At 58.3% G+C, this 25,732-nt stretch carries 23 protein-coding genes; 13 read left to right on the forward strand and 10 right to left on the reverse strand.

What is annotated here, in order from left to right:
* Nucleotides 1–97: 97 nt before the first annotated feature.
* The gene (gene tolC / locus MOQ06_RS02290) at nt 98–1,576 is read right to left on the reverse strand and encodes an outer membrane channel protein TolC (RefSeq protein WP_148418454.1); all 1,479 of its coding nucleotides are present in this window, start codon (nt 1,574–1,576) and stop codon (nt 98–100) included.
* A 203-nt stretch (nt 1,577–1,779) separates the two neighbouring features.
* Between tolC and nudF the strand changes: the two genes are divergently transcribed.
* From nudF to parE, 5 genes are read left to right on the forward strand one after another with little or no spacing between them, the layout of a single operon-like run.
* Nucleotides 1,780–2,412 carry an ADP-ribose diphosphatase gene (gene nudF, locus MOQ06_RS02295; protein WP_176609472.1) on the forward strand — a complete coding sequence of 211 codons (633 nt, stop codon included), beginning with the start codon at nt 1,780–1,782 and terminating at the stop codon, nt 2,410–2,412.
* Complete coding sequence (locus MOQ06_RS02300) at nt 2,409–2,831, forward strand: DUF1249 family protein (RefSeq protein ID WP_148418456.1); 423 nt, start codon at nt 2,409–2,411, stop codon at nt 2,829–2,831. Before nudF ends, MOQ06_RS02300 begins: the two co-directional genes overlap by 4 nt.
* A gap of 27 nt (nt 2,832–2,858) precedes the next feature.
* On the forward strand, nt 2,859–3,686 hold the full coding sequence (gene cpdA / locus MOQ06_RS02305) for a 3',5'-cyclic-AMP phosphodiesterase (RefSeq protein WP_242170497.1): 828 nt from the start codon (nt 2,859–2,861) through the stop codon (nt 3,684–3,686).
* Nucleotides 3,686–4,267: an esterase YqiA gene (gene yqiA / locus MOQ06_RS02310; protein WP_148418458.1), complete on the forward strand. Its 582-nt coding sequence runs from the start codon at nt 3,686–3,688 to the stop codon at nt 4,265–4,267. Before cpdA ends, yqiA begins: the two co-directional genes overlap by 1 nt.
* A gap of 28 nt (nt 4,268–4,295) precedes the next feature.
* A complete protein-coding gene (gene parE / locus MOQ06_RS02315; RefSeq protein WP_148418459.1) occupies nt 4,296–6,188 on the forward strand; it encodes a DNA topoisomerase IV subunit B in 1,893 nt (630 codons plus the stop codon).
* Between the two features lie 65 nt (nt 6,189–6,253).
* Here parE and MOQ06_RS02320 read toward each other — a convergent pair whose 3' ends face one another.
* On the reverse strand, nt 6,254–7,093 hold the full coding sequence (locus MOQ06_RS02320) for an AraC family transcriptional regulator (RefSeq protein ID WP_148418460.1): 840 nt from the start codon (nt 7,091–7,093) through the stop codon (nt 6,254–6,256).
* A 166-nt stretch (nt 7,094–7,259) separates the two neighbouring features.
* Between MOQ06_RS02320 and MOQ06_RS02325 the strand changes: the two genes are divergently transcribed.
* Genes MOQ06_RS02325 through MOQ06_RS02335 form a run of 3 tightly spaced genes read left to right on the forward strand, consistent with a single transcriptional unit; the run spans nt 7,260 to nt 11,587 of the window.
* Entirely contained in the window at nt 7,260–9,074 is a 1,815-nt protein-coding gene (locus MOQ06_RS02325; protein ID WP_242173195.1) for a DUF2264 domain-containing protein, read from the forward strand.
* 32 nt (nt 9,075–9,106) lie between these two features.
* Nucleotides 9,107–10,372 (forward strand): oligosaccharide MFS transporter, encoded by a 1,266-nt coding sequence (locus MOQ06_RS02330; protein WP_148418461.1) that lies wholly within the window; start codon nt 9,107–9,109, stop codon nt 10,370–10,372.
* Between the two features lie 27 nt (nt 10,373–10,399).
* Complete coding sequence (locus tag MOQ06_RS02335) at nt 10,400–11,587, forward strand: glycoside hydrolase family 88 protein (RefSeq protein ID WP_242170500.1); 1,188 nt, start codon at nt 10,400–10,402, stop codon at nt 11,585–11,587.
* Nucleotides 11,588–11,599: 12 nt separating this feature from the next.
* On the opposite strand, the gene MOQ06_RS02340 is transcribed toward MOQ06_RS02335, so the two are convergent.
* The 6 genes from MOQ06_RS02340 to qseB form a co-directional block, all read right to left on the reverse strand.
* Nucleotides 11,600–12,127 carry a hypothetical protein gene (locus MOQ06_RS02340; protein WP_242170501.1) on the reverse strand — a complete coding sequence of 176 codons (528 nt, stop codon included), beginning with the start codon at nt 12,125–12,127 and terminating at the stop codon, nt 11,600–11,602.
* Between the two features lie 39 nt (nt 12,128–12,166).
* The gene (gene lysM / locus MOQ06_RS02345; protein ID WP_003862507.1) at nt 12,167–12,607 is read right to left on the reverse strand and encodes a peptidoglycan-binding protein LysM; all 441 of its coding nucleotides are present in this window, start codon (nt 12,605–12,607) and stop codon (nt 12,167–12,169) included.
* 85 nt (nt 12,608–12,692) lie between these two features.
* On the reverse strand, nt 12,693–13,007 hold the full coding sequence (locus MOQ06_RS02350; RefSeq protein ID WP_014885248.1) for a putative quinol monooxygenase: 315 nt from the start codon (nt 13,005–13,007) through the stop codon (nt 12,693–12,695).
* 30 nt (nt 13,008–13,037) lie between these two features.
* A complete protein-coding gene (locus MOQ06_RS02355) occupies nt 13,038–13,619 on the reverse strand; it encodes an NAD(P)H-dependent oxidoreductase (RefSeq protein ID WP_242170504.1) in 582 nt (193 codons plus the stop codon).
* 104 nt (nt 13,620–13,723) lie between these two features.
* Nucleotides 13,724–15,073: a quorum sensing histidine kinase QseC gene (gene qseC / locus MOQ06_RS02360; protein WP_193354984.1), complete on the reverse strand. Its 1,350-nt coding sequence runs from the start codon at nt 15,071–15,073 to the stop codon at nt 13,724–13,726.
* On the reverse strand, nt 15,070–15,729 hold the full coding sequence (qseB, locus tag MOQ06_RS02365) for a quorum sensing response regulator transcription factor QseB (RefSeq protein WP_148418466.1): 660 nt from the start codon (nt 15,727–15,729) through the stop codon (nt 15,070–15,072). The genes qseC and qseB overlap by 4 nt, the downstream gene beginning before the upstream one ends.
* A gap of 139 nt (nt 15,730–15,868) precedes the next feature.
* On the opposite strand from qseB, the gene MOQ06_RS02370 reads away from it, so the two are divergent.
* The 5 genes from MOQ06_RS02370 (at nt 15,869) to MOQ06_RS02390 (ending at nt 23,384) form a co-directional block, all read left to right on the forward strand.
* Nucleotides 15,869–16,270 carry a NirD/YgiW/YdeI family stress tolerance protein gene (locus MOQ06_RS02370; protein ID WP_148418467.1) on the forward strand — a complete coding sequence of 134 codons (402 nt, stop codon included), beginning with the start codon at nt 15,869–15,871 and terminating at the stop codon, nt 16,268–16,270.
* A 118-nt stretch (nt 16,271–16,388) separates the two neighbouring features.
* On the forward strand, nt 16,389–18,647 hold the full coding sequence (gene parC, locus MOQ06_RS02375) for a DNA topoisomerase IV subunit A (RefSeq protein WP_242170507.1): 2,259 nt from the start codon (nt 16,389–16,391) through the stop codon (nt 18,645–18,647).
* Between the two features lie 163 nt (nt 18,648–18,810).
* Nucleotides 18,811–19,548, forward strand: coding sequence for a 1-acylglycerol-3-phosphate O-acyltransferase (plsC, locus tag MOQ06_RS02380; protein ID WP_148418469.1), 738 nt, complete (start codon nt 18,811–18,813; stop codon nt 19,546–19,548).
* Between the two features lie 61 nt (nt 19,549–19,609).
* A complete protein-coding gene (gene ftsP / locus MOQ06_RS02385; RefSeq protein ID WP_148418470.1) occupies nt 19,610–21,022 on the forward strand; it encodes a cell division protein FtsP in 1,413 nt (470 codons plus the stop codon).
* 187 nt (nt 21,023–21,209) lie between these two features.
* Nucleotides 21,210–23,384 carry a YgiQ family radical SAM protein gene (locus MOQ06_RS02390; RefSeq protein ID WP_227009554.1) on the forward strand — a complete coding sequence of 725 codons (2,175 nt, stop codon included), beginning with the start codon at nt 21,210–21,212 and terminating at the stop codon, nt 23,382–23,384.
* An 81-nt stretch (nt 23,385–23,465) separates the two neighbouring features.
* Here MOQ06_RS02390 and dkgA read toward each other — a convergent pair whose 3' ends face one another.
* Together dkgA and yqhD are read right to left on the reverse strand one after the other, a co-directional pair.
* The gene (gene dkgA, locus MOQ06_RS02395; RefSeq protein ID WP_148418472.1) at nt 23,466–24,293 is read right to left on the reverse strand and encodes a 2,5-didehydrogluconate reductase DkgA; all 828 of its coding nucleotides are present in this window, start codon (nt 24,291–24,293) and stop codon (nt 23,466–23,468) included.
* 105 nt (nt 24,294–24,398) lie between these two features.
* Complete coding sequence (yqhD, locus tag MOQ06_RS02400; protein ID WP_148418473.1) at nt 24,399–25,562, reverse strand: alcohol dehydrogenase; 1,164 nt, start codon at nt 25,560–25,562, stop codon at nt 24,399–24,401.
* Between the last annotated feature and the right edge of the window lie 170 nt (nt 25,563–25,732).

The following is a 25,732-nucleotide window of genomic DNA, read 5'->3' on the forward strand; positions in this document are numbered from 1 at the left end:
ACGTTGGCTTACGTTCGGAGGGGATTTATGTGCTCCCTCTCCCACAGGGAGAGGGCAGGGGTGAGGGCATCAGGCCGCAGTGGGCCTGATGACACTCTTAGTTACGGAACGGATTGCTACCGCTGCTGGCAGGTGCGGTGCTGCGCGCTGCCGCCGGCTGCGCAACTGGCGCGCTGCTGTTAGCGGTGAAATTATCAACGGCGGCATCCTGCTGCGGATTTTCCGGCGCGACGCTTTCAGGCGACGTGGAAACCGGTTTGCCCAGCGTGCTGTTCAGCATTTGCAGATCCTGCTCGTTCAGCGTACCCAGCGCCTGCTTGATGTTCAGCTGGTTAATCAGGTACTGGTAACGCGCGCTGGAGAGCTGCTGTTTCGCGTTGTACAGCGTGGTCGTTGCGTCTAACACATCAACGATAGTACGCGTACCGACGGAGTAACCCGCTTCCATCGCGTCCAGAGAGCTTTGCGCAGAGACAACGGCCTGTTTGTAGGCGTTGATGCTGCTGATGGACGCGTTCACGTTGTTGAAGGAAGAACGCACGGTCTGGACCACGTTGCGGTGCGCGCTTTCAAGCTGCTCGCTCGCGCCTACGAAGTTGTACTGTGCCTGCTTAACCTGAGAGTTAACCATCCCGCCCTGGTACAGCGGCAGAGAGAAGCTCAGGCCAACTTTGTTCTGGCCCATGTTGTTGTCGTCATACTGGGCTGTGTTGGTTTTAGAACCGCTGTAGCTGGTATCCGATACGCCGGTAGAGGCGCTCAGGCTCAGGGTTGGCAGGTGACCGTCCTGTGCAAGACGGATCTGCTCGCGCGCCAGGTCCTGGCTCAGGCGTGCCTGCAGCAAGGTCAGGTTGCGGTTTTCCGCCTCTTTCAGCAGGGCGTTAACCGCCTGCGGCTTGTCCGTTTTGAAGCTGTCCACGTTCAGAGAGGCCAGTTCAGGATAGTAGTTACCGGTGACCTGACGCAGTGATTCCAGCGCGTTGTCGAGGTTGTTACGTGCGGTCACTTCGTTTGCCAGTACGGTATCGTACTGTGAACGGGCGTTCTGTACGTCAGTGATGGCGACCAGGCCCACGTTGAAGCGCTGGGTGGTTTGATCTAACTGACGATAAATCGCCTGTTTCTGCGCTTCGGTGTAGGAGAGGGCGTCAATCGCGCTCAGTACGTTGAAGTAGGCGGTCGCGGTATTCAGGATCAGCGTCTGCTGATCGGTCTGATAGGTCACATCCTGGATGCCCGCGCTCTTTTCCTGCAAGCTCAGCTCACGCCATTTGGACATGTCGAACAGGGTTTGCGTTAACTGTAAAGAGGCGCTGGTGGCGTTCGAGTTGATGCCGTTATTATCGCGAAAACCGTTAGTGTAGGTATAATCTGCACCTAAGCCCAGCTGCGGCAGCAGTGGACTACGTGCTTCGTTAATTTTTTCAAACGCAGCATCACGATCGGCCGCTGATTTACGTAAATCAGGGTTGCCCAGACGTGCCTGCTGGTAGACCTGTAACAGGTTCTCTGCCTGGCTCATTGCACTGAAGCCCGTCAGGCTCAGGCCGATAAGGATGGGGAGCAATTTCTTCATTTGCATTCCTTGTTGTGAAGCAGTATTAGCGCTGATCTAATTAAAAATAATTGCCGATTCTAACAGAATCATCCACACCAAAAGGTTGGCGTAACGTGCCATCTGGCGGTAATTTGCTCCAATCTACCATATAGCCATACAAACGGCAGCCAAACAGCCTTGAAATTCACAATTTCATCACCATTGCTACCAGGACTCGACCGATGCAAAAACCAGAAAACGTGCCTGTCACCTTCGCCAAAAACGATGTAGAAATTATTGCACGAGAAACGCTTTATAGCGGTTTTTTTTCAATGGAACTTTACCGTTTCAGGCATCGCCTGTTTAACGGTGAAATGAGCGGTGAAATCAAACGCGAAATATTTGAGCGCGGGCATGCGGCAGTCTTGCTACCCTTTGACCCAGTGCGTGATGAAGTCGTGCTGGTCGAGCAGGTCCGTATTGCGGCGTATGATACCAGCGAAACCCCGTGGTTGCTGGAGATGGTGGCCGGGATGATCGAGGAAGGCGAGTCGGTCGAAGACGTCGCCCGCCGCGAGGCGCTGGAAGAGGCGGGCCTGGTGGTTGGCCGCACGAAACCGGTGCTGAGCTATCTGGCAAGCCCGGGCGGGACAACGGAACGCACATCTATTATGGTGGGCGAAGTGGACGCCACGACAGCGGAAGGGATCCACGGTCTGGCAGATGAAAACGAAGATATTCGGGTTCATGTGGTAAGTCGGGAGCAGGCTTACCGGTGGGTAGAAGAGGGGAAAATCGACAACGCAGCGTCTGTCATCGCCCTGCAATGGCTACAGCTGCACTATCAGACTTTACGACACGAGTGGAAAAAATGAAGCGTTATACACCTGACTTCCCAGAAATGATGCGCCTGTGTGAAACCAATTTCGCACAGTTGCGCCGCCTGCTGCCGCGAAATGACGCACCCGGCGAAACGGTGAGCTATCAGGTGAGCAACGCCCGGTATCGGTTAACGATAACAGAATCAACGCGCTACACTACGCTGGTAGAGATTGAGCAAACGGCGCCGAGCATTAGCTACTGGAGCCTGCCGTCCATGACGGTGCGTCTTTATCACGATGCGATGGTCGCTGAAGTGTGTTCAAGTCAGCAGATCTTTCGCTTTAAAGCGCGGTATGATTATCCGAATAAAAAGTTGCATCAACGCGACGAAAAGCATCAAATTAACCAGTTTTTAGCCGACTGGCTAAGGTATTGTTTAGCACATGGAGCAATGGCGATTCCGGTTTGTTAGCATCATAAACCTACCTAAGGACACCATTTGGAAAGCCTGTTGAACCTGACTGTTGCTGGTGGGGCGCCAGTCAGGATATTACAAATCACCGACACCCACCTTTTTGCCGAAAAGCATGAGACGCTTCTGGGCGTGAACACCTGGGAGAGTTATCAGGCGGTTCTGGACGCGATCCATGCTGAAAATCGGCCATGCGATTTGATCGTCGCAACGGGCGATCTGGCGCAGGATCAATCCTCCGCAGCCTATCAGCATTTCGCTGAGGGGATTGCGAGCTTTAGCGTGCCTTGCGTCTGGCTACCGGGCAATCACGATTTTCAACCTGCGATGTACAGCTCGCTTCAGGACGCGGGGATTTCACCGGCTAAATGTGTCTTTGTAGGTGAGCAGTGGCAAATCCTGCTCCTCGACAGTCAGGTGTTTGGCGTTCCGCACGGTGAGTTGAGCGACTATCAGCTCGACTGGCTGGAGACAAAACTGGCCGCCGAACCGGATCGCAATACGCTGCTGTTACTGCACCATCATCCGCTACCGGCGGGCTGTAGCTGGCTCGATCAGCACAGCTTGCGCAACTCTGCGGCGCTGGACAGCGTACTGATGAAATTTCCGCGCGTGAAAAATCTGCTGTGCGGGCACATTCATCAGGAACAGGATCTCGACTGGAACGGTCGCCGCCTGCTCGCGACGCCGTCCACCTGCGTGCAGTTTAAGCCCCACTGCGCTAACTTCACGCTGGACACCATCGCACCGGGCTGGCGCTGGCTGGAGCTGCATGCCGACGGCACGCTGACTACCGAAGTGTGCCGTCTGGCCGGCGCGCAGTTCCGCCCGGATACCGCTTCAGAAGGCTATTGATGTCGACGCTTCTCTATCTGCACGGGTTCAACAGCTCTCCGCGCTCGGCGAAAGCGACGCAGCTTCGCGAGTGGCTGCATGCGCATCATCCCGACGTGGAGATGATTATTCCGCAGCTGCCTCCTTATCCGGCGGACGCGGCAGAAATGCTGGAATCGATTGTGCTTGAACACGGCGGCGAATCGTTTGGCGTTGTCGGGTCGTCCCTCGGCGGCTACTACGCCACCTGGCTGTCGCAATGCTTTATGTTGCCTGCTGTCGTCGTCAACCCGGCGGTCCGGCCATTTGAGCTGTTAAGGGACTTTCTTGGCGAAAACGAGAACCCCTACACCGGCCAACAATATGTGCTAGAGTCACGCCATATTTACGATCTCAAAGTTATGCAGGTCGACCCGCTTGAAGCGCCCGATCTTATCTGGCTGCTGCAACAGACGGGAGATGAAGTGCTGGATTACCGCCAGGCAGTGGCGTATTACGCATCCTGCCGCCAGACTGTAGAAGAGGGCGGAAACCATGCTTTCACGGGCTTTGAAGATCATTTCACCCAGATTGTCGATTTTCTTGGACTGCACAGCCACTGACAATCAATGCGAATTGCTAGCTTAAATCATGACGCAAACCTATAACGCTGATGCCATTGAGGTACTCACCGGGCTTGAGCCGGTTCGCCGCCGCCCGGGGATGTACACCGATACGACGCGCCCAAACCACCTGGGCCAGGAAGTAATTGATAACAGCGTGGACGAAGCGCTGGCAGGCCATGCCAAACGCGTCGACGTTATCCTGCACGCCGATCAGTCGCTGGAGGTCATCGACGACGGCCGCGGCATGCCCGTGGATATCCACCCGGAAGAGGGTGTACCCGCCGTTGAGCTGATCCTCTGCCGTCTGCACGCGGGCGGTAAGTTCTCCAACAAAAACTACCAGTTCTCCGGTGGTTTGCACGGCGTGGGGATCTCCGTGGTTAACGCCCTGTCGAAACGCGTGGAAGTCAACGTCCGCCGCGACGGCCAGGTGTATAACATCGCGTTCGAAAACGGCGAAAAGGTGCAGGAGTTGCAGGTTGTCGGGACGTGCGGCAAACGCAACACCGGCACCAGCGTCCACTTCTGGCCTGACGAAAGCTTCTTCGACAGCCCGCGCTTTTCCGTTTCTCGCCTGACGCACCTGCTGAAAGCCAAAGCGGTGCTGTGCCCGGGCGTGGAAATCACCTTTAAAGATCACGTTAACAACACCGAGCAGAGCTGGCGCTACGAGAAGGGTCTGAACGACTATCTGTGTGAAGCGGTAAACGGCCTGCCGACCCTGCCGGAAAAACCGTTCGTCGGGAATTTCGAAGGCGACACCGAAGCGGTGGACTGGGCGCTGCTGTGGCTGCCTGAAGGCGGCGAGCTGCTGACGGAAAGCTACGTCAACCTGATCCCGACCATGCTCGGCGGTACGCACGTGAACGGCCTGCGTCAGGGGCTGCTGGATGCCATGCGCGAGTTTTGCGAATACCGCAACATTCTGCCGCGCGGCGTGAAGCTGTCCGCAGAAGATATCTGGGACCGCTGCGCCTACGTGCTTTCCGTGAAGATGCAGGATCCGCAGTTTGCCGGTCAGACCAAAGAGCGCCTCTCGTCGCGCCAGTGCGCGGCGTTCGTCTCCGGCGTGGTGAAAGATGCGTTTACCCTGTGGCTGAACCAGAACGTTCAGGCGGCAGAAATGCTGGCTGAAATGGCCATCTCCAGCGCCCAGCGCCGTCTGCGTGCCGCGAAAAAAGTGGTGCGTAAAAAGCTCACCAGCGGCCCCGCGCTGCCGGGCAAGCTGGCGGACTGTACCGCGCAGGATCTCAACCGCACCGAGCTGTTCCTGGTGGAAGGGGACTCGGCGGGCGGATCGGCCAAGCAGGCGCGGGATCGTGAATATCAGGCGATCATGCCGCTCAAGGGTAAGATCCTTAACACCTGGGAAGTCTCGTCTGATGAAGTGCTGGCCTCGCAGGAGGTACACGATATCTCCGTTGCGATCGGCATCGATCCGGACAGCGAGGATCTGAGCCAGCTGCGCTACGGCAAGATCTGCATCCTCGCGGATGCGGACTCCGATGGTCTGCACATCGCCACGCTGCTCTGCGCGCTGTTCGTGAAGCACTTCCGCACCCTGGTGAAAAACGGTCACGTCCACGTGGCGCTGCCGCCGCTGTACCGTATCGACCTCGGCAAAGAGGTTTACTACGCGCTGACGGAAGAAGAGAAAGCGGGCGTGCTGGAGCAGCTTAAGCGCAAGAAGGGCAAACCGAACGTTCAGCGCTTTAAAGGGCTGGGCGAGATGAACCCGATGCAGCTGCGCGAAACGACGCTGGATCCGAATACCCGCCGCCTGGTACAGCTGACCATCAGCGATGAAGATGAACAGCAGACCAACGCCGTAATGGATATGCTGCTGGCCAAGAAACGTTCGGAAGACCGACGTAACTGGCTTCAGGAGAAAGGCGACATGGCGGATATTGAAGCCTGATAAATCGTTTTGCGGATCTGTTTTTGTGCCCGGCGGCGCGACGCCTGCCGGGCCAAAAAAGCAGCTCAGCAAGATGAACGCTTTTTCCGGTACTGCAACGGCGTCTCGCCAATCCCCTTCTTAAACGCGCTGATAAACCACGTCACGTCAGAAAACCCCGCCCGGGATGCAATCTCGCGCACGCTCGCCTCGCTGTGCAGCAGCCACTCGCACGCCTTACGCAGCCGCAGCGTATTCAGGTAGTCGTGGATCTTTTCGCCCGTTTCCGCATGGAACTTTCGCGACACGTAGCTGCGTGATTTTCCCAGCTCCCCGGCCAGCGCATCCAGACGAAATTTCTCCTGATAATGCTCGTCGAGCCAGAACATCACCCGGCTGGCGATCCCCTGGCCGTTGCCCGGCTCGCCCTCGCTATCGTCAGGAAGCATCGCAAACAGGCTAATCAGCAGGCTGGCAATACTCTCGCTGTTCATCGGCGGGCTGTAGCAGCCAAACAGATGATCGATATGGTGATGGCAGTGGGCTAAATCGGCGACCCACGCCTCGGCGCCGCGGCGTGAAAGCCGCTCCAGCCGCTGCCGGGTCTGGGGAAAATCCCGCAGCACTTTCAGCACCGCGTGCCGATCGAGATGCACGATCGTGCGTCGGTAAATCGCCTCCGCCCGTTCGTCCACCATGACCTTATGCAGCGTAAACGGCGGGAAGAAAAACAGCCGTCCGGGGCGCATGGTGTAATGGCGATTATCAACAATCGCCACGCCAAAGCCCTCCTCCACGTAGAGGATCTCCAGACACTGATGCCAGTGATGGTAGCGTACGGTATTGGCAAACAGGCGGCTGAACGAGGCCACGGTATCGTTCAGGGTGATCGGTTCCAGAAGATCGGATGTCGGCGTGTCGCGCATAGTGCAATAAAACTCAACTTTTTCCCGTCTGACCGTCTTTATAAACCACCTTTTTAAATTTTCTCAACTGGAGGTTTATTCATCGTTCCTGCCTGTGACATGGCTAACATTTCTGCCCCGTACGGATTCACTATGCTTGGCCGCAGTTGATTACGAGGGCATGGCTATGTGCGCGGCAAACAAAGAAAAATCAAATCCGTTGTCTTCCCGCCGGGATGTGGTGGCGTCGTTGAATGTGCTTCTGGAAGCGCTGGATAAACAATTTCCGGCAAACCGATCACGATTCTCGCTGGGCGATACCTGTGCCCACTACGCAACGGACGTTGCGCAGATGGAGGGGCTTTCCCGTGCCCTGTGGGGGTTGTTTCCGCTGATGGCGTCCGGGGAAGGCACGCCGTTTTGCGAAAAGTACCTAACCGCCATTAAGCTCGGCACCGACCCGCAGAGCGCGGACTACTGGGGGGAAACCGGCCCGTACGACCAGCGTCTGGTCGAGATGGCGGCCTACGGTCTGGGGCTTGCTCTGCTGGGGGATAAGCTCACCGCCCGCTTTACCGGGCGCGAAGTCATGAACCTGCACGCGTGGCTTAACCAAATTACCGACGCGCAGATGCCGGACAGCAACTGGAACTATTTTGCCATTATGGTCCAGCTCGGCTTCCGGCGCGCCGGGCTGCCCTATGACCAGGCCGCCATCGATCGCCGCTTTGCGCTGATGGACGCCTACTACCTCGGCGACGGCTGGTATTCCGACGGCCCGGGCCGCCCGAAAGACTATTACATCTCCATGGCCTTCCACTTCTACGGCCTGATCTACGCCACCCTGAGCGACGACGAGGCGAGGGCCGAGGTGCTGCGCGAGCGCTCGCGTCTGTTCGCGGCAGGCTTTATCTACTGGTCCGCCGCCGATGGGGCCTCGGTGCCGTTTGGCCGCAGCCTGACCTACCGCTTCGCGATGGTCGCCTTCTGGAGCGCGGTCGCCTTTTCTCAGCTGGACGTCTTCACGCCGGGTATCGTGAAGGGCATTGTGCTGCGCCATCTGCGCTGGTGGCAGCAGCAGCCGATTACCGATCGTGACGGCATTCTGACCCTGGGATTTGCCTGTCCGAACCTGGCGATGTGCGAGGACTATAACTCCCCCGGCTCGCCGTACTGGGCGCTGAAAACGTACCTGATCCTGGCGCTGCCGGAGACGCATCCGTTCTGGCAGGCCGACGAGCAGCCGCTGCCCGTGCTGGCCGAAAAGCGCGCGATCCCGCACGCGCAGCAGATAATGATGCACTCGAAGGGCTCCCGGCACGTCACCATGCTCACCGCCGGCCAGCTGGAGCTGAACAACTACGTTAATACCGAAGCGAAATACACCAAGTTTGCCTACTCCAGCCGCTTTGGATTCACCATCGAGCGCGGGCGTTTTGGCCTGAAGCATGCCGCCTGCGATTCCATGCTGCTGCTGTCAGAGGGAGATAACTATTTCCGCGGCCGTCGCGAGTGCGAGGCGGTCCGGGTGGATGAAAATTACATTTTCTCGCGCTGGTCGCCGTGGCGCGACGTGCAGATTGCCACCTGGCAAATTCCGTTCGGAGAGTGGCACCTGCGTCTGCACCGTATCAGCAGCGCCCGCACGCTGCAAACCGTGGAGGGCGGCTTTGCGGTGATGAAAACGGACCACCAGCTGCGCGAGCGGGGATGTTATCTGAGTGCAGAAAACGGCAGCAGCGTGATTGTCGATCTCTCTCCCGCCATATCGCGCCAGCCGGACAGCATCGTCACGCCGCCGAACAGCAGCGTGATGTTCCCGGCGTGCGCCTCCATTCCGCTCTTAAAAACCGACATTCCACCAGGCGAGAGCTGGCTCTGTTGCGCCGTACTGGCCTGCGAAAAACCGTCATCTGCGGCCGCGCCGCAGCTGGACATAGCCCACAACCAGGTCGTCATTTGCGAGCCCGGAAGCGAACGTAAGCTGTCGTTCACATTATAAAAATCTGACCCCTACACGTCGGCGAGGATGTTATGAAAAGTACATCGACAACAAGCAGAACTGAATATTACAAAATAAGCAGCTTTATCTTTCTCTATTTCTTTACCTGGTCTGCCAGTATTGGCCTGCTGGCGATCTGGCTCGGCCAAAAAGCCAATCTTAGCGGGTCGGTGATTGGAACCGTCTTTGCGGTGAACGGGATATTCTCCGTTATTCTCAAACCGATCTACGGCTATATTCTCGATAAAATCGGCATGAGCAAATACCTGCTCTATTTTGTGGTTATCATGTCGGCCCTGATGGCGCCGTTCTTTATTTACGTATACCAGCCGCTGTTAATGTCTAACACCATGCTGGGGATTATTATCGGCGCGCTCTATTTAAGCTTTGCCTGGTATGCGGGCGTGGCGGCGTGTGAATCCTATTCCGACCGTTTCAGCCGCCTGAACGGCATGGAGTTCGGGCAAATTCGCATGTGGGGGTCGCTCGGCTGGGCGGTAGCTTCGTCCTTCTCCGGCCTGCTGTTTAACCTCTCACCGGCGTATAACTTTATTCTGGGCAGCGTGGCGTCGGTAGTAATGCTGATTGTCCTGCTGAGCCTGAAAGTGAACACTAACTCCGCTCACGCGGGCGACGTGCTGACGAAAGAGAAAATCGCTCCTGCGGACGTGTATGCCCTGCTGCGTAACCGTAAATTCTGGGCCTTCTGCCTGTACGTGGCGGGCGTGGCGTGGATGATGTTTATCGCCGAGCAGCAGTTCTCGCGCTATTTCGTCACCTTCTTCGACGATATTCATGAGGGCAACGCGGTATTTGGCTATCTCGGTACCGTTCAGTCGGGCATGGAATTTGTCATGTATATGGTGGTCCCGCTGTTTGTGAACTTTATTGGCGCCAAGCGCGGGCTGTTAATTGTCGGGCTGGTTGTCGGAGCGCGCCTGATTATTTCCGGCATGTGTGATTCGCACCTGCTGATTTCAGTACTCAAGCCGCTGTACGGCCTGGAAATATGCCTGCTGCTGGTGTCGGTATTTAAATATATCGCCGAGCATTTCGACAAGCGCGTAAATGCGACCATGTATTTACTCGGCTATCAGGCGATGCTGTACGTCGGTAACGTGGTGGTCTCTTCCCCGGCCGGCTATATGTACGACCGCATTGGCTTTGAGCACACCTATATCATTATGGGCGCTACGGCGCTGACCTTTACCCTTATTTCTGCCTTTACGCTATCCGCCTGCCAGAGCAAGTGGCGCGGAGCCCGCGCGCTGAACGTAGCAGAAACGTCAACCCGATAATTACGCCGTCAAAGAAGGAACCGAAATATGTTAAGTCGTATCAAAGAGGAACGTCTGTCCGTTATCGCCGCGCCCGTTGACGCCCGCGCATTCCGCGATGAACTGCATTCGGCGCGCGGCCATGTCCTCGAACTGATTAGCCGTCATTTAACGGCGTTCGGTGAGCGGTTTCCGGCAGAAACCTGCCAGCAAGGCTTTTATCCGCTGACGGACAACGTGGAGTGGACCACCAGCTTCTGGACCGGCCAGCTGTGGCTGGCGTGGGAGATGAGCGGCGATACAAGATTCCGCGAGATGGCGGAAAAACACGTCCGCTCGTTTGGCCTGCGCATCGCCGGGCGCAACGACACTAACACCCACGATTTAGGCTTCCTGTACACGCTCTCCTGCGTGGCAGCCTGGCGGCTGACCGGTAGCCGCGAGGCGCGCGGCTTCTCGCTGCTGGCGGCCGAAGCGCTGCTGGAGCGCTTCCATGAGAAGGCGAAGATCATCCAGGCGTGGGGCGATCTCTCGGATCCGGAACAGGCCGGGAGGATGATCATCGACTGCAACATGAACCTGCCGCTGCTCTACTGGGCGACGGAGCAGACGGGCGATCCGCGCTTCGCCGCGGCGGCAAAAGCGCACGTGATGCAGGCGGCGACGTACCTCATTCGTGACGATGCGTCCACGTTCCACACGTACTATATGGACGTATCGACCGGCGCGCCGCGCTACGGCAACACCCAGCAGGGGTATGCGGACGATTCCTGCTGGTCGCGCGGGCAGGCGTGGGGAATTTACGGCTTCCTGCTGAGCTATATCTATACCGGCGACGAGACGATGATTGCCCTGTCCAAACGGCTGGCGAACTACTTCCTCAACCGCCTGCCGGAAGATTACGTCTGCCACTGGGATCTGGCGCTGGTGGGCACCGATGCGCTGCGCGACGCCTCCTCGGCGGCGATTGCGGTGTGCGGACTGCTGGAGCTGGTAAAGCACCTGCCGGTTACGGATCCGGACCGGGAGCATTATCTGGAGTGGGCCAAAGGCATTATGTCATCGCTGACGAAGCACTACCTGATGGGCAAAGAGGAGAAGGGCAACGGGCTGTTGAAGCACTCGGTCTATCATCTGGCGAGCAACAAAGGCGTGGATGAGTGCGCAAGCTGGGGAGATTACTTCTACGTTGAGGCGCTGGTGCGTTTCACCCAGAGCTGGAAGCTGTACTGGTAACAGGCCGGGGCGTCACCACCCCATGACCTCTTTAATGACGCGCCGGTAGGGGGTGTCGAGCTGTGCCGGTACGCGGCGCATGTAGTCCTTCGCATGGCTGCGCGTCTGTCCGCTGAGGCTGTCGAGATAAGCGATAGCCTCTTCCACGGCAGGAATGCGGCCTTCCTGTGCGGCGCTTCTCGGCGGCAGGCCGGTCCAGATGAGCGCCTCTATTCCTCGCTCCCTCGCCCATGACGACAGCACACCCGCGCTGCATTCGGTTATCAGCAGCGAGCCGATACCATCGCAGCGATCGTCAGGAATGCCCTCCCGCTCGCGCAGGGCATCAGAGGCCACGCTCAGCGTTGTGGCGTCCAGCCATACCCAAAGCACCGGTACGGCGGGAGCATTCATGCAGATGGCGGTCGCCAGTTCGCCGCCATCGCCTACGCGGCAAAACTCGACGGGCAGCGACGGCCCGTCGGTGTGCCACTCACCGGCAATCGGTAACGCGCCGCTTTTCCAGATTAACGAACCCCAGCCAAGACAGGCTATTTTCATTCTGTTCCCCTGCGCGACGTGAACCCGTAGCCTCAGACGTTACGCCTTAGGAATACGCAGCGTCTGGCCGGGATAGATTTTATCCGGGCTGGAGAGCATCGGGCGGTTAGCCTCGAAAATCTTGTTGTACTGGTTGGCATCGCCGTACACGGTTTTGGAGATGGCGCTCAGGGTATCGCCGGATTTCACCGTGTAGTAGGTAGCTTCATCTTTGGCATCCGTGGCGGTGATGTTGTTCTCCACCTCGCTGACGCCTGCGATGTTGCCGACGGCGACCTGGATTTTTTCTTTCTGCTCCTGGGTCAGCCCGTCGCCCGTCACGCTGGCTTTGCCGTCGGTGACGTTAACCTGAACCTTATCTGAACCGGGAATGTTGAGTTTCTTGAGGTGCTCGGTGATTTTATCGCTCTGGCCTTTATGATCGGTCAGGTTATCCCACAGCTTTTCGCCTGCTTCTTTTACGAAGTTAAAAAGTCCCATTCCATCCTCCTGTTAATCATGAAGTCAGAATAAGCATAGCAGGTCAGAGAGATTTCCCTCTCCGAAAGGAGAGGGAAGGCAGGTTTTACACCCCTTGCTCCAGAATACGGATGTGGGTGTCCAGCACGTCACCCTTCACCGCGTCGCTCCACGCTTTCATGTGCGCGGTCTGCAAATGGGCTTCAAGGTGCGCGACGGTTTCCCACTGCTCAACCATGATGATTGAGTCTGGCGCGGTCGCCTGGAAGCTTGCGTCAGTCGCGGCATCCACCATCGGCGCGTAGCCGTGGCAGCCTTCTTCCTTCAGAACGGTCGGGATAATCTTCGCGAATTGATCCAGCACCGCCTGGCGGTGATGTTGGCCAGGACGCGTACGGATTTCAGCAATAACGGTAAGCATAATTAACTCCTTCTAATTCCAGGCTACCAGTTAAGCAAAAATTTCCGCGAGATGCTTGCGATATTCTGCGATATAGCGCGGGACGTCCGGCATTTTAATCACGTCGTTGACGATGAAGGTCGGCAGCGGGTCCATGCCCAGGAACTGGTTAGCCTTGTGGAACGGCAGGTACGCGCCGTCTACGCCCACGCCTTCGAAGAACTGATCGTTCTGGGTGAACGCTTCCAGAGGGGCGTTCCAGGTGAGGGAGAGCATATATTTTTTGCCCTGAATCAGGCCGCCCGAGCCGTATTTTTTAGACGCGTCGGAGCGGGTGCGGCCATCGCTGGCATACAGCGAACCGTGACCTTCGGTAAACACATCGTCCATGTATTTTTTCACGGTCCACGGTGCGCCCATCCACCAGCCCGGCATCTGCCAGATCACCACGTCGGCCCACAGGAAGTTCTGCACTTCGGCCTTCACGTCGTAGTCGCTGTCCGCGCGCACGACCTTAACATCATGCCCGGCGTCGCGCAGGAAACCGTCCGCGACCTCGGTCAGGGTGTCATTCAGCTGGCCTTTAGAGTGCGCAAATTCTTTTGCGCCGTTGATAATCAGAATGTTGCTCATTATTTGTCCTCGATGCTGAGAGTATGCCGGGTATTCTACGCGCGAGGACGGAGCGGAAAAATGAGCAAAATGTGCAAAGTCTTTTGCGATAAGCGCAATAATCCCTACCAGCTGACGGCCACCTCAAAGCCGCCTTCCGGGGCATTGCCCAGCGAAACGCGCATCCCGTGTAACGCCGCGATGCGCTTAACGATGGATAACCCCAGCCCGCTACCGGTGGCGTCCTGACCCGGCGGGCGATAAAAACGTTCGCCGATGCGCGCCAGCGCATCAGGAGAAATTCCCGCCCCGTTGTCGCGCACGGTAAAGCCCTGGGTATTCAGCGTTACGTCCACCACGCTGCCGCGCGGGCTGTAACGCACGGCGTTGTCCAGCAGGTTGCGCACCAGCAGGCTCAGCAGCAGCGGCTGCCCGTGGCGCATAACGTCCGGCGCGTTGACGTTAAGCCGAATATCAATACCCGCCTGCTGCGCCGGATGCCAGATATCCAGCACCGCGGATTGCAGTAAATCAGCCATCACAACGGGCTCTGCGTCATCCAGGTTATCCAGCGAATCCAGGCGCGACAGGGTGAGAAGCTGATCCACCAGCCGGGAGGCGCGGTCGATGCCCGCATGCAGCTGCCCCAGCGCTTTCGACTGCGCCTCGGGATCGTCGAGAGAAAGCTGCGCCACGTCGGTTTGCACCTTCAGCGCGGCCAGCGGGCTGCGCAGTTCGTGGGCGGCATCCGAGGTGAAGCGGCGCTCGCGGGCCATCATCTCCTGCGTACGGGCAAACAGATGGTTAAGCGCATCGAGCAGCGGGCGAACCTCCGTCGGCACGCCGCGCGTGGGCAGCGTATCGGTGGCATCCGGCGAACGCGAGCGCAGGGTTTGCGCCAGGTTTTTCAGCGGCTTCAGCTCCCGGCTCAGCAGGACAATCAGCAACAGCAGCATGACGGGCAGCGCCACCAGCCATGGCGTCAGCTGCGAGCTGACCACGTCCAGCGCCATATCCTGCCGGTACTCCCACTCCTGGCCGACCACCACGCGGTATTTTCCGTCCGGTGAGGTGAGCCACAGAAAACGCCACGTGTCGTTATCATCCTGCAGCCGGCCGTCATCAAATCCATCGCGGCGGTAGTGATAAGGAATGTCGCGCCCGTTCTCACCGTCGTTAAGCACCATGTGGCCGTCGGCGGTGAAGATCGCAAAGGCCAGCGCATCGTCGTCGAGATGGCCGTGTCGGGCTTTTTTCGGCACCTCGCGCATGCGTTCCGGCGCGCGGAGCTCGTCCACATCCATCGTCAGCAGCCGTTTGGCAAACAGCATCTGCTGGGTATCAAACAGCTTATCCAGCTTTTCAGCGGTTTGATGCCAGGCCACCACGCTCGCAGCAAACCATGCCGCCAGGGAAAGCAGCAAAAAGAGGAGCGTCAGGCGCAGCTTCAGGCTCAGGCGTTCGGTCAGTTTCATGCGTCACCCAGGGTATAACCGATGCCGTGCACGGTGCGGATAAACTCGCTGCCGAGCTTGCGGCGTAAATGATGTACGTGGACTTCGACGGCGTTGCTGGAGACCTCATCGTCCCAGCTGTAGAGCTTCTCTTCGATGGCCCTGCGCGGCAGCACGCGGCCCGCGTTGCGCATCAGCAGCTCCAGCAGGGCGAACTCTTTCGGCTTAAGCACCAGCGTTTCGCCATCCAGCCTGGCGACGAGGCTTGTCGGATCGAGCGTAACCCTGCCGTGACGCAGCTCGCTGCGCGTCTGGCCGTGGCTGCGGCGAACCAGCGCCTCGAGCCGGGCCGCCACCTCAATCAGCGCGAACGGCTTACACAGGTAATCGTCCGCCCCCAGGCGTAAACCTTCGACCCGCTGGTTCAGCGCGTCCCGCGCCGTCAGGATCAGGACCGGTTCGCTGCGCCCGCTTTCGCGCCAGGCGCGCAGGACGGCAAGCCCGTCGATTTCCGGCAGCGTCAGATCCAGCACCACCGCATCATACGGCGCGCTATACAGGGCTGCTTGTCCGGTTTTACCGTCGCTGAACCAGTCCACGCTAAAGCCCATTTTGCTTAAGCCTGCTTTAATGCCGTCGCCAATTAGCCTGTCGTCTTCTACCAGTAAAATGCGCATATTCCCTCCCTGATGCCGTCAGTAAACCCTCCGCAGGCACGCGCTGTACAGTAAAAATAAATAAATTTTTCCCTTAAGAAGTTGTTAAGGTTTACCCTGTTTAATGGATTGTGAAACGACATTAAAGGGAGATATTAATATGAAAAAATACGCTGCACTTGCCGCTATCATGATGATGACCACTGCCCCTGTATTTGCTGCACAGGGTGGCTTTAGTGGCCCATCTGCGACACAGAACCAGACGCAAACCCAGCAGGGTGGCTTTGTCGATAACAACGCCAACCTTACTACCGCGGCTAAAGTTAAGGATATGAAGGACGACAGCTGGGTGAAGCTGCGCGGTAACATTACCGAGCGCCTGTCCGATGACCGTTACACCTTCCGCGATGAAAGCGGTACGGTGGTGGTTGAGATTGACCACAAGAACTGGAACGGCGTGACCGTAACGCCACAGGATAAGGTTGAACTCCAGGGTAAAATCGACAAAGACTGGAACGAGTTTGAAATCGACGTGAAGCAGGTTATCAAGCTGAACAAATAACCCATAAAGGGCCGCCGATGCGGCCCTTTTTCTTTGTGACTCAACTCGCCAGATGAGGTAGTATCTGCGGCAATATTGCCTGAAACCCATCGGTTTCTGAGTTGAGGAATCACACGTAATGAGCGATATGGCAGAGCGCCTCGCGCTACATGAATTCACGGAAAACGCTTACCTGAACTACTCCATGTACGTCATCATGGACAGGGCGTTGCCGTTTATCGGGGATGGCCTGAAGCCCGTTCAGCGCCGCATCGTCTATGCGATGTCCGAGCTGGGGCTGAACGCCACCGCCAAGTTTAAGAAGTCTGCCCGTACCGTCGGTGACGTGCTGGGTAAATACCATCCGCACGGCGACAGCGCCTGCTACGAAGCGATGGTGCTGATGGCGCAGCCGTTCTCTTACCGTTATCCGCTGGTGGACGGTCAGGGGAACTGGGGGGCACCGGACGATCCGAAATCCTTCGCGGCGATGCGTTATACCGAATCCCGTCTGTCTAAATATGCCGAAGTGCTGCTGGGCGAGCTGGGGCAGGGCACGGTCGACTGGGTACCTAACTTTGACGGCACCCTGCAGGAGCCGAAAATGCTGCCTGCGCGTCTGCCGAACATCCTGCTGAACGGGACGACCGGTATTGCCGTCGGCATGGCGACGGACATCCCGCCGCACAACCTGCGTGAAGTGGCGAAAGCCGCCATCACCCTGATTGAACAGCCGAAAACCTCGCTGGACGAGCTGCTGGATATCGTGCAGGGGCCGGACTACCCGACCGAAGCCGAGATCATCACCTCGCGCGCTGAAATCCGCAAAATCTACCAGAACGGTCGCGGCTCCGTGCGCATGCGCGCGGTGTGGACCAAAGAGGACGGCGCCGTGGTGATCACCGCGCTGCCGCACCAGGTCTCCGGTGCGAAGGTGCTGGAGCAGATTGCCTCCCAGATGCGCAATAAAAAGCTGCCGATGGTGGACGACCTGCGCGACGAATCGGACCACGAGAACCCGACCCGTCTGGTGATTGTGCCGCGCTCCAACCGCGTGGACATGGAGCAGGTGATGAACCACCTGTTCGCCACCACCGATCTGGAAAAAAGCTACCGCATCAACCTGAATATGATTGGTCTGGACGGTCGTCCGGCGGTGAAAAACCTGCTGGAGATCCTCACCGAATGGCTGGCCTTCCGCCGCGATACGGTGCGCCGTCGTCTGAACCATCGTCTGGAGAAGGTGCTGAAGCGCCTGCATATCCTCGAAGGTTTGCTGGTGGCGTTCCTCAATATCGATGAAGTGATCGAAATCATCCGTACCGAGGACGAGCCGAAGCCCGCGCTGATGTCGCGCTTTGGTATCAGCGAAACCCAGGCCGAAGCGATCCTCGAACTGAAGCTGCGCCATCTCGCTAAGCTGGAAGAGATGAAGATCCGCGGCGAGCAGAACGAGCTGGAAAAAGAGCGCGATCAGCTGCAGGCGATCCTCGCGTCCGAGCGCAAGATGAACACCCTGCTGAAGAAAGAGCTGCAGGCCGATGCCGACGCCTTTGGCGACGACCGTCGCTCTCCGCTGCACGAGCGCGAAGAGGCGAAGGCGATGAACGAGCACGACATGCTGCCGTCCGAGCCGGTGACCATTGTTCTTTCCCAGAGCGGCTGGGTGCGTAGCGCCAAGGGCCACGATATCGACGCGCCGGGCCTGAGCTATAAATCCGGCGACAGCTTCAAGGCGGCGGTGAAGGGCAAGAGCAACCAGCCGGTGGCGTTTATCGACTCCACGGGCCGCAGCTACGCCATCGATCCGATCACGCTGCCGTCCGCGCGCGGCCAGGGCGAACCGCTGACCGGCAAGCTGACGCTGCCGCCGGGCGCCACCGTTGACCATATGCTGATGGAGGCCGACGAGCAAAAACTGTTGATGGCTTCTGACGCGGGCTATGGCTTTATCTGTACCTTTAACGATCTGGTGTCGCGCAACCGGGCCGGTAAAGCGCTGATCAGCCTGCCGGATAACGCGCACGTTATGCCGCCGCTGATCATCGAGGACGAAAGCGACATGCTGCTGGCGATCACCGCAGCCGGACGTATGCTGATGTTCCCGGTCAGCGATCTGCCGGAGCTGTCGAAAGGGAAGGGCAACAAGATAATCAGCATCCCTTCAGCGGAAGCGGCAAAAGGCGAAGATGGCCTGGCGCATCTCTTCCTGCTGCCGCCGCAGAGCACGCTGACCATTCATGTCGGCAAGCGTAAGATCAAACTGCGTCCGGAAGAGCTGCAGAAGGTGGTTGGCGAGCGCGGACGACGCGGCTCGCTGATGCGCGGCCTGCAGCGAATCGACCGCGTGGAGATCGACTCACCGGCGCGCAGCACGGCGGGTGACAGCGAAGAGTAACCTGTTTTCTCCCCCTCTGTTCCGGAGGGGGCATTTCCATAAAATTTCCCGTAAAAACGTTGTTAATTCGTGCGTTGCGATTAACAATACGCGCTCGTAATAAAGTCCTTACCTGGCCACAGGTGAAGTATAATTGTCAGCTGTCAGGGCTTCAGAGGTCGCTATGCTATACATTGTTCGTCTCATTCTTACCGTTATCTACTGCATTCTGGTCTGCATTTTCGGATCTATTTACTGCCTGTTCAGCCCGCGTAATCCAAAGCATGTCGCGACGTTTGGCCACATGTTTGGTCGCCTGGCCCCGCTGTTTGGCCTGAAGGTTGAAAAGCGTCTGCCTGAAGGGGCGGAAAATTTCGGTAACGCCATCTATATCGCTAACCATCAGAACAACTACGATATGGTGACGGCCTCAAATATTGTTCTCCCGCCGACCGTGACCGTCGGGAAAAAGAGCCTGCTGTGGATCCCGTTTTTTGGCCAGCTGTACTGGTTAACCGGTAACCTGCTGATCGACCGTAATAACCGCGCAAAAGCGCATGGCACTATTGCGGAAGTCGTGGATCAGTTTAAAAAGCGTCGGATCTCAATCTGGATGTTCCCGGAAGGGACGCGCAGCCGCGGGCGCGGCCTGCTGCCGTTCAAGACCGGTGCGTTTCATGCGGCAATTGCGGCGGGCGTTCCAATTATTCCCGTGTGCGTTTCCAATACATCGAATAAGATTAATCTTAACCGCCTGAAGAACGGACTGGTGATTGTCGAAATGCTGCCGCCGGTGGATACCACCAAATACGGTAAAGACCAGGTGCGCGAGCTGGCCACGCACTGCCGCGAGCTGATGGCTCAGCATATTGCGCAGCTCGACAAAGAAGTTGCAGAGCGAGAAGCCGCCGGTAAGATTTAACCCGGCGTTGTAGAAGGGAAAACGAATTCCCGCGTTGTTAGTCGTTTCAGATGGAGCTTATATGTCACTCAGTCGGCGTCAGTTTATTCAGGCTTCGGGTATCGCCCTTTGTGCGGGTGCGATGCCGCGGACAGCCAGCGCCGCCGGGCAGCAGCAGCCGCTGCCCATTCCGCCGTTGATTGAATCCCGTCGCGGACAGCCGCTGTTCCTCACGCTTCAGCGTAGCCACTGGTCCTTTACCCAGGGAACGCGCGCGCCGGTATGGGGCATTAACGGGCGCTACCTTGGACCGACCATTCGCGTGTGGACTGGCGATGACGTTAAGCTGATTTACAGCAACCGTACGACTGAAAATGTTGCCATGACCGTCAGCGGGCTACAGGTGCCGGGGCCGCTGATTGGCGGCGCGGCGCGCATGATGTCGCCGAATGCTGACTGGGCGCCTGTTCTGCCTATCCGTCAGAGCGCCGCGACCCTGTGGTATCACGCCAATACGCCGAACCGTACCGCCCAGCAGGTGTATAACGGCCTGGCCGGGATGTGGCTGATTGAAGATGAGGTCAGCAAAACGCTGCCGATCCCGAATCACTACGGCGTCGATGATTTCCCGGTGATTATTCAGGACAAGCGCCTGGATAACTTTGGTACCCCGGAGTACAGCGAGCCGGGCAGCGGCGGCTTTGTGGGCGATACGCTGCTGGTTAACGGCGCGCAAAGCCCGTATGTCGAAGTGTCGCGCGGCTGGGTGCGTCTGCGTCTGCTGAATGCCTCCAACTCGCGCCGCTATCAGCTCCAGATGAGCGACGGCCGTGCCCTGCACGTTATTTCGGGCGATCAGGGGCTGCTGCCTGCGCCGGTGTCGGTTAAACAGCTGTCGCTGGCCCCGGGCGAGCGTCGCGAAATCCTGGTGGATATGACCAACGGGGATGAAGTCTCCGTAACCTGCGGTGAAGCGGCAAGCATTGTCGACCGTATTCGCGGCTTCTTTGAGCCGTCGAGCATTCTGGTCTCGACGCTGGTGCTGACGCTGCGGCCGACCGGCCTGTTGCCGCTGGTCACCGACAGCCTGCCGATGCGCCTGCTGCCGCAGGAGATCGTAACCGGACCGGCGGTGCGCAGCCGCGATATCAGCCTGGGCGACGATCCGGGCATCAACGGCGCGCTGTGGGACGTTAACCGCATTGATATTACCGCTCAGCAGGGAACCTGGGAGCGCTGGACCGTCCGCTCGGACATGCCCCAGTCGTTCCATATTGAAGGTGTGGCATTCCTGATCCGCAACGTGAACGGCGCCATGCCGTTCCCGGAAGACAGGGGCTGGAAAGACACCGTCTGGGTGGATGGGCAGGTTGAGCTGCTTGTTTACTACGGTCAGCCGTCATGGCCGCACTTCCCGTTCCTGTTCCACAGCCAGACGCTGGAAATGATGGACAGGGGATCGGTAGGGCAGATGCTGGTTAATCCGGCGCCGTAAATTTTACCCCTCACCCCGGCCCTCTCCCCATAGGGGCGAGGGTGAAAGACCGCTCCGGGCATCCCCTCTCCCCTTTGGGGAGAGGGTTAGGGTGAGGGGGCAACAGCCCGCACAATACCCCTTCAATTCCCCCAACGATCCAGCGTATAATCCCGCTCCTTTTGTCTATTTTTTCTTCGGAAGCATTATGAGCGCAATTTCCCTGATCCAGCCGGATCGCGACCTCTTCTCCTGGCCCCAGTACTGGGCAGCCTGCTTTGGACCGGCGCCTTTCCTGCCGATGTCCCGTGAAGAGATGGACCAGCTGGGCTGGGACAGCTGCGATATTATTCTGGTGACGGGCGATGCGTACGTCGATCACCCGAGCTTTGGCATGGCGATCTGCGGCCGTATGCTTGAGGCCCAGGGCTTCCGCGTGGGGATCATCTCCCAGCCTGACTGGAACAGCAAAGACGACTTTATGCGTCTGGGCAAGCCGAACCTGTTCTTCGGCGTGACCGCAGGCAACATGGACTCCATGATCAACCGCTACACCGCCGACCGTAAGCTGCGCCATGACGATGCCTATACCGCAGATAACGTGGCCGGTAAACGTCCCGATCGCGCGACCCTCGTCTACACCCAGCGATGCAAAGAAGCATGGAAAGACGTGCCGGTGATCCTGGGCGGCATTGAGGCGAGCCTGCGCCGTACCGCGCACTACGACTACTGGTCCGATACCGTGCGTCGTTCGGTGCTGGTGGATTCGAAAGCCGACATGCTGATCTTCGGCAACGGCGAGCGTCCGCTGGTGGAGGTGGCGCACCGTCTGGCCCAGGGTGAGCCCGTCAGCGAGATCCGCGACGTGCGTAACACCGCGATCATGGTGAAAGAGGCCCTGCCGGGCTGGAGCGGGGTGGACTCCCGCATCATCGATATGCCGGGCAAAATTGACCCGATCCCGCATCCGTACGGTGACGATCTGCCGTGTGCGGATAACAAACCGGTTGAGCCAAAGAAAGCCGAAGCGAAGGCCGTGGTGGTGCAGCCGCCGCGTCCGAAGCCGTGGGAAAAAACCTACGTGCTGCTGCCGTCTTACGAGAAAGTGAAAAGCGATAAGGTGCTCTACGCCCACGCGTCGCGCATTTTGCATCACGAAACCAACCCGGGCTGCGCGCGCGCGCTGATGCAAAAGCACGGCGAGCGCTATATCTGGGTTAACCCGCCGGCGATCCCGCTCTCTACCGAAGAGATGGACAGCGTCTTTGCCCTGCCGTACAAGCGCGTTCCGCATCCATCCTACGGCAACAGCCGCATTCCGGCGTACGAGATGATCCGCTTCTCGGTTAACATCATGCGCGGCTGCTTCGGCGGATGCTCCTTCTGCTCGATCACCGAGCACGAAGGCCGCATCATCCAGAGCCGCTCCGAAGAGTCGATCGTAAACGAGATCGAAGCGATTCGCGACACGGTGCCCGGTTTTACCGGCGTGATCTCCGACCTGGGTGGTCCAACCGCGAACATGTATATGCTGCGCTGCAAGTCGCCGCGCGCGGAGCAGACCTGCCGTCGTCTCTCCTGCGTCTATCCGAGCATTTGCGAGCATATGGACACCAACCACGAGCCGACGATCAGCCTCTACCGTCGCGCGCGCGATCTCAAAGGCATCAAAAAGATCCTGATCGCATCGGGCGTGCGTTACGACATCGCCGTGGAAGATCCGCGCTACATCAAAGAGCTGGCCACGCACCACGTTGGCGGCTATCTGAAGATCGCCCCGGAGCACACCGAGGAAGGCCCGCTGTCCAAAATGATGAAGCCGGGCATGGGCAGCTACGATCGCTTTAAGCAGCTGTTCGACACCTACTCAAAACAGGCGGGCAAAGAGCAGTATCTGATCCCCTACTTCATCTCCGCGCACCCCGGCACGCGTGATGAGGACATGGTAAACCTGGCGCTGTGGCTGAAGCAGCGTCGATTCCGTCTGGACCAGGTGCAGAACTTCTATCCGTCACCGCTCGCCAACTCGACGACCATGTATTACACCGGCAAGAACCCGCTGAGTAAGATCGGCTACAAGAGCGAAGACGTGGTGGTGCCGAAAGGGGATAAGCAGCGCCGTCTGCATAAAGCGCTGCTGCGTTATCACGACCCGAAAAACTGGCCGCTGATCCGCCAGGCGCTGGAGGAGATGGGCAAAAAGCACCTGATTGGCTCACGCCGCGACTGCCTGGTGCCGGCGCCTACGCTTGAAGAGATGCGCGAAGCGCGCCGCCAGAACCGCAATACGCGCCCGGCGCTGACCAAGCACACGCCGATTGTGCATCAGCGTTCGAACGGTGGGGCGGGGACGAAAAAAGCGGGAAAACGTAAGATCGGATAACGATGACCCCCTCACCCTAACCCTCGAGAGGGAACTTGAACACCCTCTCCCCGTGGGGGAGGGCAGGGTGAGGGGAAAAACCTACCCGCCAAACTGATCCGGATCCGGCCCTAAACGCTTACCCTGATCCAGCTTCGCAATTTCTCCCAGCTCGTCTTTATCCAGGCGGAAATCCCAGACGTCGAAGTTCTCGGCGATGCGCGACGGCGTTACTGATTTCGGGATCACCACCAGGCCGCTGTCCAGATGCCAGCGAATAACAATCTGTGCCGGGGTTTTGCCGTACTTATCCGCCAGTTCGCGGATGATTTTCTGGTCGAACACCCCTTCGCCGCCCTGCGCCAGCGGGCTCCAGGATTCGGTCTGGATCTTGTGCGTGGCGTTCCAGGAGTGAAGCTGGCGCTGCTGCATCAGCGGGTGCAGCTCAATCTGGTTAATCACCGGTGCGACGCCCGTTTCATCTATCAGGCGCTGGAGGTGATGAACCTGGAAGTTACAGACGCCGATGCTTTTTATCAGCCCCTCTTTTTGCAGCTCAATCATCCCTTTCCAGGCGTCAACGTAATGGTCGATAGCCGGAACCGGCCAGTGCATCAGATAAAGATCGACGAAATCGAGCTGGAGCTTCTCCAGGCTTTCGTGCAGGGCTTCGCGGGGGCGCTTTTGATCGTCGTTCCACAGTTTGGTGGTAATGAATAACTCTTCGCGGGGAACGCCGGCGCTGGCGAGTGCCGCACCTACGCCGTCCTCGTTTTTGTAGGCGGCAGCGGTATCAATGGACCGATAGCCGACTTCCAGGGCTTTATGAATGGCGGAGACGACCTCGTCGTTACCGGCTTTCCATACACCTAGCCCCAACTGGGGCATCACGTTGCCATCCTGCAGCTTGATTACGGTTTGGTTTGCCATTTTTCCTCCTTCAGGTGCTCATCGCCGGAGGGAACCTCCGACGATGTGGTGTGCATTAAGTCTGGACGAAATGTCAAAAAACGAAAGTCAGGATCCTAAAAACGCCTAGCGTGCCGCTTCGTAAATGCGACGGCTAACGTCAAGGGTGATATCGCCGTGCTCGCCGATCTGGGTCATGCCGTGGGCTTCCAGCTTCGCCAGCAGGGCAGGGATGGAGCTACCGTCCAGGCCGTAGTCTGAGAGACGGGTTGGCACGCCCAGGCTTTCAAAGAAGTGACGGGTTGCTTCAATTGCGGCATCGATGCGTGCATCGTCATCACCTTCAGTGATGTTCCATACGCGCTCGGCGTATTGCAGCAGCTTGGCGCGTTTGGCGTCACGTTTTTCGTTCCACAGTGCAGGCAGAACTACCGCCAGCGTCTGGGCGTGATCCAGACCATGCATCGCCGTCAGCTCGTGGCCGAGCATGTGGGTTGCCCAGTCCTGCGGCACGCCGGCACCGATCAGGCCGTTCAGCGCCTGCGTGGCAGCCCACATCACGTTGGCGCGCACGTCGTAGTTTTCAGGCTCTTTGAGCGCTTTCGGACCTTCTTCAATCAGGGTCAGCAAAATGCCTTCCGCGAAACGATCCTGAATTTTGGCATTGACCGGGTACGTGACGTATTGCTCAACGGTATGCACAAAAGCGTCGACCACGCCGTTCGCCACCTGGCGCGCGGGCAGGGTGTAGGTGTAAACCGGATCCAGGATGGCGAACACGGGCTGAACGTGTTCGTTCATAAAGGCCTGCTTGTCGCCGGTGGTTTTACGGGAGATCACCGCGCCTTTGTTGGACTCTGAACCGGTGGCCGGCAGGGTCAGCACTGAACCCATCGGGATTGCGCGGGTAATGTCGCTGCCGCCCGTTTCCAGAATGTGCCACGGATCGACGCCGTCAGCGTAATGCGCCGCCGCCGCGATAAATTTGGTGCCGTCCAGGACGGAGCCGCCGCCCACCGCCAGCAGGAAGGTGATCTGCTCGTCGCGGGCGATTTTCACCGCGTTCATCAGCGTTTCGTAAGACGGGTTTGGCTCGATACCGCCGAACTCGCGCACGTCCAGACCCTCCAGGGCGCTGTAAACCTGATCCAGCACGCCGGTTTTTTTCACGCTGCCGCCGCCGTAGGTGATCAGCACGCGGGCATCCGTCGGGATCTGCGCGCGCAGCTCAGCGATAGCGTTTTTACCAAACAGAATGCGGGTTGGGGTGTGAAGGTTAAAGTTGTTCATTGCTCGTTCCCTTTAGTGGGTGAAAAATCGTGGTGGCGCAGAAGGCAACCTGATGCTGCACATTGTGGCGGGCAGGCGCTATCCTCTCAATGCACATTCCTGCCGATGTCTTGCCCATTTCTACAGCGCGCTGGAGAAACGGAACGAAAATGCGCACACTAATAGCGTCG

This window comes from Enterobacter sp. I4, assembly GCF_022669095.1.
GTDB lineage: Bacteria > Pseudomonadota > Gammaproteobacteria > Enterobacterales > Enterobacteriaceae > Enterobacter > Enterobacter pasteurii.

Excerpts from the sequence above, each read along its gene's own strand:
- MOQ06_RS02335 (WP_242170500.1), top strand. The coding sequence starts at position 10,400 with ATGTTAAGTCGTATCAAAGAGGAACGTCTGTCCGTTATCGCCGCGCCC.
- ftsP (WP_148418470.1), top strand. The coding sequence starts at position 19,610 with ATGTCACTCAGTCGGCGTCAGTTTATTCAGGCTTCGGGTATCGCCCTT.
- MOQ06_RS02340 (WP_242170501.1), bottom strand. The coding sequence starts at position 12,127 with ATGAAAATAGCCTGTCTTGGCTGGGGTTCGTTAATCTGGAAAAGCGGC.
- dkgA (WP_148418472.1), bottom strand. The coding sequence starts at position 24,293 with ATGGCAAACCAAACCGTAATCAAGCTGCAGGATGGCAACGTGATGCCC.
- yqhD (WP_148418473.1), bottom strand. The coding sequence starts at position 25,562 with ATGAACAACTTTAACCTTCACACCCCAACCCGCATTCTGTTTGGTAAA.
- tolC (WP_148418454.1), bottom strand. The coding sequence starts at position 1,576 with ATGAAGAAATTGCTCCCCATCCTTATCGGCCTGAGCCTGACGGGCTTC.
- MOQ06_RS02355 (WP_242170504.1), bottom strand. The coding sequence starts at position 13,619 with ATGAGCAACATTCTGATTATCAACGGCGCAAAAGAATTTGCGCACTCT.
- MOQ06_RS02325 (WP_242173195.1), top strand. The coding sequence starts at position 7,260 with ATGTGCGCGGCAAACAAAGAAAAATCAAATCCGTTGTCTTCCCGCCGG.
- MOQ06_RS02300 (WP_148418456.1), top strand. The coding sequence starts at position 2,409 with ATGAAGCGTTATACACCTGACTTCCCAGAAATGATGCGCCTGTGTGAA.
- MOQ06_RS02370 (WP_148418467.1), top strand. The coding sequence starts at position 15,869 with ATGAAAAAATACGCTGCACTTGCCGCTATCATGATGATGACCACTGCC.
- qseB (WP_148418466.1), bottom strand. The coding sequence starts at position 15,729 with ATGCGCATTTTACTGGTAGAAGACGACAGGCTAATTGGCGACGGCATT.
- plsC (WP_148418469.1), top strand. The coding sequence starts at position 18,811 with ATGCTATACATTGTTCGTCTCATTCTTACCGTTATCTACTGCATTCTG.
- MOQ06_RS02320 (WP_148418460.1), bottom strand. The coding sequence starts at position 7,093 with ATGCGCGACACGCCGACATCCGATCTTCTGGAACCGATCACCCTGAAC.
- lysM (WP_003862507.1), bottom strand. The coding sequence starts at position 12,607 with ATGGGACTTTTTAACTTCGTAAAAGAAGCAGGCGAAAAGCTGTGGGAT.
- parC (WP_242170507.1), top strand. The coding sequence starts at position 16,389 with ATGAGCGATATGGCAGAGCGCCTCGCGCTACATGAATTCACGGAAAAC.
- nudF (WP_176609472.1), top strand. The coding sequence starts at position 1,780 with ATGCAAAAACCAGAAAACGTGCCTGTCACCTTCGCCAAAAACGATGTA.
- MOQ06_RS02390 (WP_227009554.1), top strand. The coding sequence starts at position 21,210 with ATGAGCGCAATTTCCCTGATCCAGCCGGATCGCGACCTCTTCTCCTGG.
- qseC (WP_193354984.1), bottom strand. The coding sequence starts at position 15,073 with ATGAAACTGACCGAACGCCTGAGCCTGAAGCTGCGCCTGACGCTCCTC.
- MOQ06_RS02330 (WP_148418461.1), top strand. The coding sequence starts at position 9,107 with ATGAAAAGTACATCGACAACAAGCAGAACTGAATATTACAAAATAAGC.
- MOQ06_RS02350 (WP_014885248.1), bottom strand. The coding sequence starts at position 13,007 with ATGCTTACCGTTATTGCTGAAATCCGTACGCGTCCTGGCCAACATCAC.
- yqiA (WP_148418458.1), top strand. The coding sequence starts at position 3,686 with ATGTCGACGCTTCTCTATCTGCACGGGTTCAACAGCTCTCCGCGCTCG.
- parE (WP_148418459.1), top strand. The coding sequence starts at position 4,296 with ATGACGCAAACCTATAACGCTGATGCCATTGAGGTACTCACCGGGCTT.